The organism is Bacteroides acidifaciens, from assembly GCF_024623065.1.
In the GTDB taxonomy this organism is placed as follows: domain Bacteria; phylum Bacteroidota; class Bacteroidia; order Bacteroidales; family Bacteroidaceae; genus Bacteroides; species Bacteroides acidifaciens.
Genome location: NZ_JANJZR010000045.1, coordinates 22,404 through 36,205 on the forward strand (window position 1 = coordinate 22,404; position 13,802 = coordinate 36,205).

The following is a 13,802-nucleotide window of genomic DNA, read 5'->3' on the forward strand; positions in this document are numbered from 1 at the left end:
CAGCAGTGTCAATCTATGGCAAAATTTATAGTTACAATCAATCGGCAAACGGAATCTTAGTCCGTTTGCCTGCTGCTGAAACAGCATACAATGTATAGCCGTCATTCCAGTTACCGGAGAGTGTAAAGACATCGGTGTCGGAAGGCGTCGTTTCACCACTGGAGATAAAGATAAGATTATCCGCCTGATCCCTCACTTCATAAACCACTACATTCTGCCAGTTCTTTATTGTAATGGTATTGCCGCTTCGGGTTGCATTTGCTCCGGATATTACCTGCGGTTTGGTTTTATACAGTTCCCACGTATTATCCGATATATATTCGAGGGCTGTATCCTGCAACTTATCATATCCCAGGCTCTCTACCCTCTTCTTCAATGCTTCTGCCATATCTTCGGTAATTTTCAAGGTTTTCGTACCATAATCATCAATCAGCTTGTCTACCGGAGTCAGGAATCCCCATTTTTCAAAGAAATCAAGCAGATTCAGACGGGCTGCCACACAACAATTATAAACGAAATCCAACTGAATTTCTCCTTCACTCATGCCACCATAATCTTTGGTACGGGCATACTCGAAAACCTCCGGATAAAAGCCGCCACAATCCGACTGCTGAAGAGGAGTCAGTCCAAGTACCTTACCAAAGTAAAGTTCCAATTGCCAGAAAGGCACCAACTTGCAAAACACATCATTCGAATCATCCAAATTTGTAAAATCAGCATGAGAAGCTTTCGGAACAATAATGCCGTTCCATGCCTTCGAATACCTGTTACGGTAAACCGCTCCCATATCCTCGGTCTGTATTCGGGAAGGTTGACCGAAAACCGTGGTCTGCACATACTCGGACATGATATTATTAGTCACCTCCGTCAGTCCTATCCACTTGATCCCCGGACGAGTCTGGTTGCAATGCCCGATTTCGTGAGCAGGTCCCCAGCAACCGGTAGTTTTCAAGACATCAGGATCACACACATCTCCCATAGTTGTCTGATTATAAGCCGTATGATAAGCAGTTGCGTACATAAAAGAGTGATACATGACATTGAGATAGATTCTGTTCCCGAACATCTTGCCATATTTCTCCAAGCCAAGAAGTTGCATTTCACTGTGAGCAATCTTATCATAAAGATCAATCAATTCATTACCGTTTGTAGCAGCATACTTCCTGAAATCATTGGTCTCAAATGTCAGATGCGCATACCGTCCCACCACATCAAAATATTTATCCGTAGCTTTACCCAGCAATTCATTCCAACGCCCCCGATGCTCTACATTCTGCGAATCAAAATAACCGTTCACCGTACCCGAAGCAAAATGAATCTTTACAGGCCGTGCCGTTTCCGCCTCTACCAATGTCTTGGTATGATACATCACATACACCAGTCCCTTTCCAGTCATTGTCAACTTATTAATACCTTGATACAACGGATACGTAACTCCTCCGAAACCGTCACCTCCCGGCACGTCCAGATTCTGTACCTTCATTCCGACGTTCTGTCCGTATGTATCACCCACCATTACTACCAGAGTTTCTCCTTCTTTCACCGAGATTCCCGTCGGATTATCAAGAAGGCTGTACGGATTCGTCTTGTGGGTTTCCGACTGGATATCCGGATTTGGAAACGCCTTATAGTCTGCCACACGGAAATTTCTGTCATACTTATCCTTGAGCATGTAATACGCCAGATTCTTGAAAAAAGGATATTTACAATTCTTGATATCCGCTTCCGTGATTCCCACTTTCAGGTTGCTACACGTTTCATCCTCAAAAAGAGTGGAATAATCAAAAGCATTCAGATTCTTGGCATAAAACTCCATTTCGGCACAGGAAGCAAATCCCTGACCGTCTCCCGCACCGCTTTTCACGATAAAACGGAAAGACTTAGCCCGAACCGTATTGTCAAAAGTGACTCTGGCAGCTGTTGCCGCCCCCTCAAAATCCTTGTCAAGCAACTTCGTAAATACATTTCCATCTTCCGAATACTGAATTTCCACCTCCTTAAAATTACCATTATACCCTGACGGACGGGGATAATAAATCAGATAATCCACATCAGACGCTTCCGCAAAATTATAGGTCAGCGTAATTGGGAAATAATTCGCTCCACCATTAGACCAGTTCGAATGATACAACGTAGTATAATCACCGTCAAAAGACTTTCCGATAGCATCTTCCCCTTGATGGGAAGTATCAGTACCACTCACAACTTTCACTTTGATATCTCCTTCTATATCTTCTCCCGCACCGCCATTATATTCATTCAGACCCTGCTGTACAATCAAAACCGAAGCAGAAGCGGGAGTACTTTCTTCTGAAGCCCCTTCCGGCAAAACTTCCGTAAAAACAATAGTTCCCTCTCTCTTTTCATTCAATGTGCTGATTTTCACCACATAAGCATGGGTTGATGTCACCATTTCCGGTGCACGGGATTTTACTTTTTCAGAAATCCAATCAGGAAATCCGGCATTTACCTCCACATTGGTAGTGACATTGAAAGAAATCTCTTTCCCGATGACTTCCACTTCAAATACGTTTGTATCAATCAATATAGCAGGCTCATATCCCAACTGACGAACTTTAACCGTCTTTTTCAGGCCTTCCGCCGTTATTGTTATGACAGCCTCACGCACCAATCTTTCTTCACTTTCGTCTACGAAAATTTTCAGGATCTTTCCTGCCACAGAAAGCGTACACCAGCTCTTATCCGCCGTAGCCTCCCAAATCGGAGCATTCGTCGAAACCGTTATGTTCTGCGTGCCGGCTTCACATTTGAAGTCCACCACTTCCTTATTAACAGACAACTCGACCACCTCCAATGCCTCATCATCACTTGTACAAGAGAAAGCAACCGCCCAATGTACAAGTATGAAAAAGACAAATAAACATTTTTTTATATGACTGTTTACCATTTACCGAAATCTTATTATTATGTAACTTTATTCAAAACACCCATAAAAAAGGCGGAAATCCAATATTATCCCTGAAAAGAAATATTCATATTTCCGCCTGATTTGTCTGCAAGACAAAATCTATCCGATTATTTCAATCTCTGCATACCACGCTTCCCACTAATCAGCTTCAGGATCAACAACACTTGCATTAACCTCAAATAATTTGAATTCCGCCATACTGAAAAAGACAGAACCGGTATTTGTATGGTTCACCGAATAGCGTATATAACGATAGGGCTTGGAATTATCTCCCAAAACAGGAGACATATATGGAGTTGTACTCATCAACATTCCATTCTTAGCCTTTGTGAGATTCTCTATCAACTCAAAATTGACTCCGTCATTGCTACCCATAATATCCACATCATCAGGAATATTGTTTCCATTGCGTGCCACCGACTCATACTTAAAGTAAGTGATTTCTTTTTTTGTATCTATCTGGAACCAGTGAGGAGACGCAGGAACAGTCCCGCTCCAGGCTGTATGAAAATAAGAGCCGGTGTTCCCGTCAATGAGATTCGCTATAGGTCCCTCCGAGGCTTCCTGAGCATTTGTCGACAACTGTTCCTCGGTCAATGCCAATTGTCTGGACTCTCCAAACACAATTTGCACCTTAGCCGGTTCCGAAACAGCCTTGATTGTCTGAACATTTCCCGCATCACCCGTTTCACTATAAGACTGTACCTTAAATTCATATTCTCCGAACTTTTTACGCGTATCCGGAATCAGCACACTATCCGCATAAACACTTGCCAGCCTTACCACATCCTGTTCCAATAAATAATCATAATAAGATACCTTTATATATCTGATTGTATTATCATCAGGCGTAACCCAACGAAGCACAATATAACCGGGCTTATCTTGAGTATCGGCACTTAAATCAATCACATCAGAAGGAACAACAGACTTTGTATCTTCGTCACTGCAACCTGCAAACCCAACCAAGAGTAGAGTGACAACCAATAAAAAAATATTTTTCTTCATAACAGTCATGCTAAAATTTAATTAATAATTAGGATTCTGCACCATATTAGGATTCTTGCTCACTTCTTCAGCCGGAATCGGCAACAAATACTGGCGCGGAGTATCGAAATTGCGCACATCGGGAAGTGTTTTCACCGTGGCAAATCCATTGATATCAGAAGCATCGATATTCATACCTCTTACCGGTACATCAAAGTATTGGGCTCCCAATTTCCAACGGCGGATATCCCAGAAGTTCTGTTGTTCCAAATAAAGTTCTATCATTCTTTCCTGTCTTACGATTTCTGTCAGTTTACCGTTCAGACCACCATTTCCCGCATAGCTCACTATCGGATTCTTCGCATTCTTCCAAGAGTCTTTCACAGAAGAAAGTCCGGCACGCTGACGCACTCTGTCCAGTTTTTCCATACCTTTCTCAAGATAGCCTTCCTTATTGTAAGCGATACACGCTTCTGCATAGCTCAGATACAATTCCGCCAGACGGATAACCGGCCACGGATAGTCCTTTGAGGGCGCCTTTTGCGATTTGGAAGCAGCTACTCCCGGATGAACTCCCTTTTTATTCAAGTATCCGGTTTTTGAATAGTTGTTATTTCTACCTTGCTTACCACAATTTCCCTGTAGTGTAAAATCCGTCAGCCATTTCTTGCCTCCCACACGCTCGGCACTCGCTACATATGCATTCTCTTTAGACTCTGTCTGGCATTCATAATAACCATTCTGAAATGCAATCCAAGCATAAAAACGGGGTTCACGGTCAATATTCATCTTCAAGGTCTGTCCTTCGCCATAGGTAACATCATCGGGGAAAGGAACTACCGAGAAGCGGTTCTGATAATCAAACTCGGGGTCTTCGTCAATAGGAAGCCCGTTTTTCGTATAAAAACGTTCCACCATAGTCAAAGTCGGCGCAACACCGTTCCACGAGCCGTCACTCAAGAAAGGCAAGGATTTGGGCTGCAAGCCGTATGCACCCGCTTTACGCGTCTCGGCAAACAGCACTTCTGTCGAGTTCTCCTTGTCCATAAATGTAAAACGCATTGTGCGCTGTATCAAATCCTGAGGTTCGGGATAACCGCTCAAATCTCCTTCTTGCATTTCATATAAATTATATCCGTTGGACTCTGCCAGATTGATTGCCTCAAGTGCGGCGTCTGCTGCCTTTTTCCACTTATTTTCGTCGTAAGAGAGAGGCATCAACGCACTGCCGTCCGTATTGACAAATTCACTATAGTATTCCGTATTGCCGTTGAACAGAGGAGAAGCCGCATAAAGCAGCAATCGGGCTTTAAGGGCTTTTGCAGCCACGCTGGTTGCAAGTCCGTATTCCGAACCGGTACGAGTGGCCGGCAATTTTCCGGCAGCACTGTCAAACATATCGCAAGTCCACTGCACGCACTCGTCATAAGCGGTACGTCCCAACAGATTCTCTCTTGGAGTATCCAAAATCGGCAATTCTTTCACCAATACGACAGGGCCGTAGCATTTAATCAGCAACATATGGAAATAAGCAATCAGGAAATCAGCCTGAGCCACATAACTGTCTATCGTTTCCTGGTCAATGCGGGGAACCGAGTTGATGTTCTGCTTCAACAAATAGCATTGGCGAATACCCAAGAACAAATCGTTCCAATAGCTGATAATCAAGTTTCCCGAAGTATAGACGCCTTCGGCAAATTTCACGTACGATTCCTGAGCAAACGGACTTATAATCTCATCTCCACTGAAGTCGAGACAGTTCTGCACCATATTAATCTGCGGGATATATCCATAGCAAGAGTATAGGAATCTTTCTGCCGCTTTAGGGCTGGAAAAAGCATCCTTATCGCTTGCTTTCTCCGCCGGAACCACATCCAAGAAATTGCAGGAAACCATTGTAACTCCTGCAAACAATGCCAAAAACAGATATTTTATTATATTTTTCATACTATGTAAATTTAATTATTGAAAGTCATCTGGAAACCTACATTAAAGACACGTTGTGTCGGGTATTTCAATCCGCTTCCGCCTCCCTGTTCCGGGTCCCATAAATCAAACTTAGAGAATGTCAGCAGATTGGAACCGCTCACATAGAAACGCATTCTCTTCAATGTATATCCGATTTCCATATTTTTCAGTTTCAAGAACGAACCGTCGCGCATCCAGTAATCGGATGTACGGGTGTTATTCAAACTTGTCTTACGTGTCAAGCGCGGATACTTCGCATCCACATTCTGATTGGTGGGCGACCATCTGTCGTTTGCCACAAATTGCAGTACGTTACGCAATGAGTTGTCGCCGAAAGGATGAAATCCGCTCATAAACAAGGAGGTTTTCGCCACACCCTGGAAGAAGAAAGAGAAGTCCCATTTCTTATATTTGAACGAAGGTCCGAAACCATATACGATTTCAGGTACAGACGGGTTTCCAATCCATGTCCAGTCGTCCACATCTACGATATCATCATCATATCCGTGCATTTTCGACACATTGATATATTTGATATCGCCTGCCCCCAATGTAGACCCCATCTGTTGATTGTAACGGTCTATCTCAGCCTCATCCAAGAACAATCCGTTCGACAAATATCCCGAGGTCACATTGGCACTCTGTCCGACTTTCGACTGAAAAGCATACTTAGGTGCTTCGTCGTATTTGGTAATCTCATTGTGGGCATACGTAAAGGTTCCTTTAAAGTTCATATAGAAATCTTTACTGAAGGCCTTGTTGTAGTCAATCGAAAGGTCGAATCCCTGATTCTTCATCTCGGCAAGGTTACCATACACATCCGTAGATCCGGTTCCCAAATAGGTAGGAATGGTTCCTTTCTTCTGAAAGATATTTCTACGGTTCTCACGGAAGATATCAACCACGATGTTGAGACTGTTCAACAGTTGCAAGTCAACTCCTAAATTAATTTTTTTTCCTACCTCCCAAGTGATATTATTGTTTTCGTAACGGGTGTAAACCGGTCCGTTCAGTCCATAGTTTTGGTCGATACCGGTAGTAAAGCCTTTGCCGGACAGATCGATTGTAGGCATATAGATAAATCTTTCGCCCCCAATCTGGTCATTACCGACCAATCCCCACGAACCACGCAGTTTCATATTAGTGACAACTTTACGAAGAGGTTCAAAAAAACTCTCTTCGCTGATATTATACCCCAACGCTACGGAAGGGAAAAAACCCCAACGGTGTCCTTTCGCAAAGTTCTCGGAACCGTTGTAACCCATATTGACTTCCGCCATATATTTGCCGTCGTATGCATACGAAAAACGTCCGGCAAGACCTTGTTTACGTTTGGGCAGCGAGCTGATAAGCCTTTGACTACCTGTATCGCCACTCGGCACATTATTGACAAGCTCGTCCTGATTATAAAGCAACATGGCATTCACATCATGCTTTCCGAATGTACGGTTATAATCAACCATTGCTTCCAGATAAATCCGGCGATCTCCCGCCGTTTCTATGGCATTGTTCAAGTCGGTTGTTACTTCGTTGCCTACTCTGCTTGTGGTGTAGCTGTACGAACCATCTTCGTTGAGTTGATACGAATCCAACAAATATTTATTCCAGCCGGCGCTATATTTGTTCACCGATTTCGACCAGTTCTTGAATGTTCCCAAAGCCTTGAAACGAAGTCCTTTAGTCAGCATATCCAATTTCTGTTCAAATTCAATTGCAGCAATAACCGTACTTTCAAACGTATCGTTATATCCTGTAGTCAGTTGGGCAACGGGATTACCCTGATAAGCTGTAATCAAACGGTCGGTAGTACCCCATTTCACATGATTGGTCACTCCATCAGGCTCATAGAAAACGGGAGATTCAACCGGACTTGTGTTCATTGCATCTGCAAAGATATCATCAACACCACGGTTAGGCTCACGCAAATCACGAAGTTGCACGTTCAATCTTACAGATAACTTTGATGACTTGCTAAGGTATGCATTAATATTGTTCTGGAAAGCATAACGCATCACGTCAATATTATTGTTGTAAGAGAAAAAATCTTTGGAACGGTTCTTCAACATACCTGATTCGTGATTGACCGAGATACTCGAAAAATAATCAATCTTCTTTCCTCCACCACGGATGTTAAAGTTCACTTTCTCATTAAAAGCTATATTATTAAACATCTCATCATACCAATTCACATCTGGGAAAACATATGGATTCAGTTTCATACGCGTACCGTTAATCTTATCCTGACTATACAGAACGTCCGAACTGCCATCATTCTTCACTGCTTCGTTGAACAGTTCCATATACGTAGCTCCATCCACAAACTTGGGAGTCTTGGTAGGCTGGCTCACCTGCCCTTCTACACGGAAATTGATAATCGGCTTATCCAAATTCTGTCCGGATTTAGTAGTGACAATCATTACACCGTTGGCACCGCGGGTTCCATACATTGCTGTAGCGGTAGCATCTTTCAGGATGGAGAATCCTTCGATTACTTCCGGGTCCAGGGCGTTCAAATCGGCCGAAGACACCTGTACACCATCAATAATAATCAGAGGAGATGTTGTTCCGCTCAGGGTTGAAATACCGCGAATCCAGAAATCCGAACCGTCAGCTCCGGGACGGCCGGTACGCTGAACGGCAACCACACCTGCCAGACGACCGGCAAATGAGTTGGAAAGATTCGTTGAAGGCACTTTCAGTTCTGCCGGACGGATGGCCTGTATCGAACCTACCATACTTGCCTTCTTCTGTCCTGTTCCGTAAGCCGTCACCACCACTTCTTCAAGTGCCTGCGCATCTTCCGCCAAATCGATGGTAAGCACTTTCCGATTGCCTACTTTCACTTCTTTGGTGGTATATCCCACATACGATACTTTCAGCACATCCTGCGGATTTGCCTGAATCACAAACTTACCGTCGATATCGGTGATAACACCTGTCGATGTTCCCACAATAGCGATACTTGCTCCAATGACAGGTTCTCCCGTCCGTGCGTCGGTAACCACACCCACAACTTCCGCTTTCTTAGCTTGTTGAACCGATTCCGTTTTACTCATTTTCAGAATCACATCATTGTCCTGAATCATCCAAGTAATTCCGGTATCGGCAAAGACTTCCTTTAACACCTTATCAATCGTACCCGAACAATTGATATTTTTCAATCGAATGTTTTTTAAATCCGCAGCATTGTAGAAAAAGACATAATTACTGTTCTTTTCAATGAGCTGAATAGCTTCTTTGATAGTAATAGACTGTCCTTTTACCGTAATATGCCCCTGGGCTCCAAGTGCTGTCAACGGATAAAAAAGCAAAACCAGCACGATACTCTTGAAATATCGTACACAACTTTGAAAACTGAGTGATTTTCTCATGCTTTAATTAAGTTTGATTAGACATATGGTTAATAAAAAAATAGGCTAGTATAAAATGAACCGGTCATCTACTTTTCGGATATTCAGATTCAAGCTGAAACGAATCTTATTGAGAACATTGTCCAAAGACTCATTATAATGAATACTGCCGCTAAACGAGACTTCATCCCGATGTACTCCCTCCATAAGAATATCAGTATGGTACATCCGGCTCACGATTTGAATCAATTGATCCAACGGGACATCCTTTAAGTTGTATCTCCCGTTTTCCCAACTGATATTGGCTATATTATCTATTTGTGTTTGTGAATCCATCGAGTTGTAAGTAAGTTTTTGCAAGGGAAGCATTGCCGTTTTTTGGCAGGTAGACGGAATATTAAATTCAATTTCACCTTCGAACAGAGTTACTTCGCTACAATATGCGTCTTCTTGCTTTACCAAAAAGCAAGTTCCTTTCACCTCTATAAATGCATCGTTTATATATACCTGAAATGTACTGCCCTTATGTTTTTGTACTTCAAACAAGGAATTTCCTTCCAGCCACACCCTTCTGTCTTGCATAAATGCCTTTGCATACCGGATCGAACTGCCCGGCTGCATCCATACTTTTGTGCTGTCGGGCAACACGTATAACTGATTCTTTTCTGCAATTATTTTAATGTTTTTTTCGCCCCCCATTTCATCCTGTACAGATAAAAACAGCAAACCGCCTATTATCAAGAGAATTGCAACGGCAGCAACCAACGGATGCCATAGTTCTATATGAACTAAAGCTTTGGATTTGCCATCGCATCTATGCTGAATATTCTGCCATATCCTTTTTTTAATCTTGGACTTAATCGGGTCATCTGCAAACTGTTTCCATTGTTTTTGCATCTCTTCTTCTACCGATTTTCTTTTTAGCAGACATTGCTTTTCTTCCGGTAACAGTTCTTCAGTCAGAAGTCTTTTAATCAATCTTTTTCGTTTATCTATATTTGTTTCCATTTCAATTTTGTTGTTCGCTAATTGGTGCTACATATATAAATACACCGCAGCTTGGCTTATCCCTACAATAAATAACGATTTTATTTGAAAAAAGAGGAAATTTTCTTGATTTACTCTTCAATTTCATTTTTTCCTGTTCTTATTTCACTTTAGTTCATATAGAACTTAGGCAATCCACACAACCAATCCCACAATCTATTTACATTCACCACATAAAAATCTGCCCGTAAGAAGGTAATTACTAAAAAAACCTTTTTTTTCAATGAAAGCGTAGGGTTACTGACTAATTAATAGTATTTATGCAAGAAACAAGTATCTAACAAATTACAGAACGTATGAAAACACTCTTATTATTGAAATCGATTTTACCGCTTGCATTATTGTTTTGCGCAACCAGCATTTCTGCAAATAAAATTATCTCAGTTGCCGACTTCGGTTTAAAACCCGACAGCCGTGTTAATGCCGTGCCGTTTGTACAGAAAGCTATTAGAGCCTGTAAAGAGAATCCAGGCTCCACACTTGTCTTCCCCCAAGGAAGATATGACTTCTGGGCACAACATGCTGTTGAGAAGGAATATCACGAGACAAACACGTATGATGTGAATCCTAAAATTCTCGCTGTGTTGCTAGACGAAGTCAACGACCTGACGATTGACGGCGACGGCTCGGAATTCATCATGCACGGGCGAATGCAACCATTCACCTTGGACCATTGCCAAAACATCACGCTAAAGAATTTTACCGTAGACTGGGATATTCCTTTAACCGCACAAGGCACTGTCGTTGAATCGACACCCGACTTCATGGAAATCGAAATCGACACCTGCCAATACCCCTACATCATTGAAAACAAACGGCTTACTTTTGTTGGTGAAGGATGGAAAAGTAGCGTGTGGTCAATCATGCAGTTCGACCCAGAAACCCACTTCGTTTTGCCCAATACAGGTGACAATCTGGGGTGGCGCGGCTATGATGCAATGAAAGTTAGTCGCGGACGTGTCCGCCTGTCCGACCCTAACAGGGAAGCAAACAAGTTCTATCCTGCTGCAGGCACTATCCTCGTGTTGAGACATAGCACCCGCGACCATGCCGGTATTTTCATTTTCCATAGCACAAACACCAAGATGGAAAACCTGAAATTATTCCATACATGCGGATTAGGCATCCTATCGCAGTATAGCAAGGACATATCTTTCAATGACGTTCATATTATCCCGAACACCTCAAAAGGACGTGTATTAAGCGGACATGATGACGGCTTTCACTTTATGGGATGCAGCGGTCTGCTCAAAATTGAAAATTGCAGTTGGGCAGGGCTGATGGACGATCCTATCAATATTCACGGAACCTGCTCACGTATCATGGAAGTCCTCTCCCCTACCCGTATCAAATGTAAATTCATGCAAGATATGAGCGAAGGAATGGAATGGGGACGCCCGAATGAAACTATCGGATTCATAGAACACAATACAATGCGTACGGCAGCCACCGGAAAAATAACTAAATTCGAAGCATTGAACAAAGCTGAATTTATTATTGAATTGTCCGCACCACTTCCTACAGAAGTAGGAGCCGGATACGTAATAGAAAACCTGACTTGTACGCCGGATGCTGAAATACGCAACTGCCACTTCGGAAGTTGTCGTGCGCGCGGTTTACTTGTATCCACTCCAGGCAAAGTTGTAATAGAGGACAATGTTTTCGAATCCAGTGGTTCCGCTATCTTAATTGCCGGAGACGCCAATGCCTGGTATGAATCGGGAGCAGTAAAAGATGTATTGATACGTAACAATGATTTCCGCTATCCATGTAACTCTTCGCTTTATCAATTCTGTGAAGCGGTAATCAGCATTGATCCTGAAATACCGACACCGGAACAGAAGTATCCGTATCATCGCAATATCCGTATTGTAGACAACACCTTCCATCTGTTCGATTATCCGATTCTTTTCGCCCGTTCGGTAGACGGACTGACTTTCTCCAACAATACTCTGATACGCGACACAACCTATCAGCCATATCATTACCGCAAAGAAGGAATCACTCTGGAAGCCTGCAAGTCTGTGATTATTTCAAATAACAAGATTGAAGGGGATGTATTAGGGCGCACTGTAAAATTTGAAAACATGAAGTCGTCTGATATAAAAATCGGCAAGAATCCATTCTTTCAAAAAATCAAATAATTAAAAAATCAGAGTGGTGCTTTAGGTTACTTGAAGCTATGCTTTTCAGTCTCTAAAGCACCGCTTTCCTTCATTAAAATGTTATCCCATAAACACAATAAACAAAGGCAGATTATCTTTAATAAATTTCAATGCCAACGTAATCTGGCGTTCTATCGCCTTCTCCGTAACTGCACATTGTTCTGCAATCTCCTTATTAGTTAAATGCTGTTCGCGACTCATTCTGAAAATACGTTGTCGTTGTGGTGGAAGTTGAGTAATCAATCTATCAATATAGTTTTTCAAATCTGCCGCGTCCAGTTCCGCTTCCATATCATATGAGTTCTCAAACCCTTTCAAAGCTGTCATTCGAAAGTTCAACTCATTAAAATACCTGCGTGAATAATTGAAAATGATATTGCGGGTAATGATGAAAAGAAAACCGTCAAAGTTTTTGGTTTCATCAAAAGTATCTCTTGATTCCCAAACCTTTACAAAAACATCTTGTACCACTTCAGAAACCTCAGAAGAAGAAATTATATAAAGCTGAGCAAAGTTATAGACCTTCAACCAGTAACGATCATATAACAATGCAAACGCAGTTGCGTCCCCGACTCTCACCTTTTCAAGAATAAGCTTCTCTTCCATCTTTTTCTAATTACAATACAAAAATAAGGAAACAATTATTAAGCACAACATTTTTTAAGGATTTTATTTCACATATAGCTGTTTATTTCTCTTCGGAAGAAAAATAGTAATCATTCAAATGGCTCATTATCACTAAGTCCTACAGGAACTTGGTTTTCTTTCTTGCCTTCACATTGGCTTCTTACCTTTTTCCATATCTGTTCTTTTATTTCCATATCGACGGGTCTGTTGCCAGACTCGTCCCATTGTTTTCTTATTTCTATATCTATCGGTTCCAAGTCAGCAAAGTCTTTGCGTTGCTTTTTGGTTAATCCGCCCGATAGCAAGCTTTTGATTAATCTTTTCTTTTCAACCTTATCCATCCTATTTTTATCTTGTTGGTTTTAAATTTTATTTTTGCTCTTATACTATAAATACACATAACTCCTTCCTAACCCCACATCGATTTTGTAAAAAAGTGAAAGAAAAAATAGAATTAATTTGTAACTAGTTAATAATAAACAGAATACATTTAATTATTTTTTTTAAAAAAAACAATAATACTAGTGGAACTTACTAATGAGCGTATAGGAACAAACTAAATTTTGAATATAATTGTTCCTGAACAAATACAGGAAAATTTGAACTTTCGTACTTTCTCTCCCTTACATAAAAATGAAAATAAACGATTTCTCTCAGAGCCTGTTTAAATTCTCTTCAGTCATAATTTTATAGCTGATATTTCAACTTACCCCGGCTCTTCTTGTCGCG

General features: G+C 41.7%; 8 protein-coding genes. 1 reads left to right on the forward strand and 7 read right to left on the reverse strand.

The window, feature by feature from the left end; translation table 11 throughout:
• Positions 1-37: 37 nt before the first annotated feature.
• From NSB03_RS13235 to NSB03_RS13255, 5 genes are all read right to left on the reverse strand, one after another.
• Positions 38-2,908, reverse strand: coding sequence for a M60 family metallopeptidase (locus tag NSB03_RS13235; RefSeq protein ID WP_128824365.1), 2,871 nt, complete (start codon positions 2,906-2,908; stop codon positions 38-40).
• A 159-nt stretch (positions 2,909-3,067) separates the two neighbouring features.
• Positions 3,068-3,937, reverse strand: coding sequence for a discoidin domain-containing protein (locus NSB03_RS13240; protein ID WP_228767168.1), 870 nt, complete (start codon positions 3,935-3,937; stop codon positions 3,068-3,070).
• A gap of 21 nt (positions 3,938-3,958) precedes the next feature.
• Complete coding sequence (locus NSB03_RS13245) at positions 3,959-5,863, reverse strand: RagB/SusD family nutrient uptake outer membrane protein (protein WP_135034825.1); 1,905 nt, start codon at positions 5,861-5,863, stop codon at positions 3,959-3,961.
• A gap of 11 nt (positions 5,864-5,874) precedes the next feature.
• On the reverse strand, positions 5,875-9,255 hold the full coding sequence (locus NSB03_RS13250; RefSeq protein WP_135034827.1) for a SusC/RagA family TonB-linked outer membrane protein: 3,381 nt from the start codon (positions 9,253-9,255) through the stop codon (positions 5,875-5,877).
• Positions 9,256-9,300: 45 nt separating this feature from the next.
• Positions 9,301-10,242, reverse strand: a complete 942-nt coding sequence (locus NSB03_RS13255) for a FecR family protein (RefSeq protein WP_306816293.1) — start codon at positions 10,240-10,242, stop codon at positions 9,301-9,303.
• A 335-nt stretch (positions 10,243-10,577) separates the two neighbouring features.
• Between NSB03_RS13255 and NSB03_RS13260 the strand changes: the two genes are divergently transcribed.
• Positions 10,578-12,425: a right-handed parallel beta-helix repeat-containing protein gene (locus NSB03_RS13260; protein WP_257466430.1), complete on the forward strand. Its 1,848-nt coding sequence runs from the start codon at positions 10,578-10,580 to the stop codon at positions 12,423-12,425.
• An 81-nt stretch (positions 12,426-12,506) separates the two neighbouring features.
• Here NSB03_RS13260 and NSB03_RS13265 read toward each other — a convergent pair whose 3' ends face one another.
• On the reverse strand, positions 12,507-13,052 hold the full coding sequence (locus tag NSB03_RS13265) for an RNA polymerase sigma-70 factor (RefSeq protein WP_024987589.1): 546 nt from the start codon (positions 13,050-13,052) through the stop codon (positions 12,507-12,509).
• A gap of 110 nt (positions 13,053-13,162) precedes the next feature.
• Positions 13,163-13,414 (reverse strand): hypothetical protein, encoded by a 252-nt coding sequence (locus NSB03_RS13270; RefSeq protein WP_024987590.1) that lies wholly within the window; start codon positions 13,412-13,414, stop codon positions 13,163-13,165.
• Positions 13,415-13,802 lie beyond the last annotated feature (388 nt).

Bases quoted from the DNA above. Each gene is read 5' to 3' on its own strand.
- NSB03_RS13235 (WP_128824365.1), bottom strand. From the start codon at position 2,908: ATGGTAAACAGTCATATAAAAAAATGTTTATTTGTCTTTTTCATACTT.
- NSB03_RS13240 (WP_228767168.1), bottom strand. From the start codon at position 3,937: ATGAAGAAAAATATTTTTTTATTGGTTGTCACTCTACTCTTGGTTGGG.
- NSB03_RS13245 (WP_135034825.1), bottom strand. From the start codon at position 5,863: ATGAAAAATATAATAAAATATCTGTTTTTGGCATTGTTTGCAGGAGTT.
- NSB03_RS13250 (WP_135034827.1), bottom strand. From the start codon at position 9,255: ATGAGAAAATCACTCAGTTTTCAAAGTTGTGTACGATATTTCAAGAGT.
- NSB03_RS13255 (WP_306816293.1), bottom strand. From the start codon at position 10,242: ATGGAAACAAATATAGATAAACGAAAAAGATTGATTAAAAGACTTCTG.
- NSB03_RS13260 (WP_257466430.1), top strand. From the start codon at position 10,578: ATGAAAACACTCTTATTATTGAAATCGATTTTACCGCTTGCATTATTG.
- NSB03_RS13265 (WP_024987589.1), bottom strand. From the start codon at position 13,052: ATGGAAGAGAAGCTTATTCTTGAAAAGGTGAGAGTCGGGGACGCAACT.
- NSB03_RS13270 (WP_024987590.1), bottom strand. From the start codon at position 13,414: ATGGATAAGGTTGAAAAGAAAAGATTAATCAAAAGCTTGCTATCGGGC.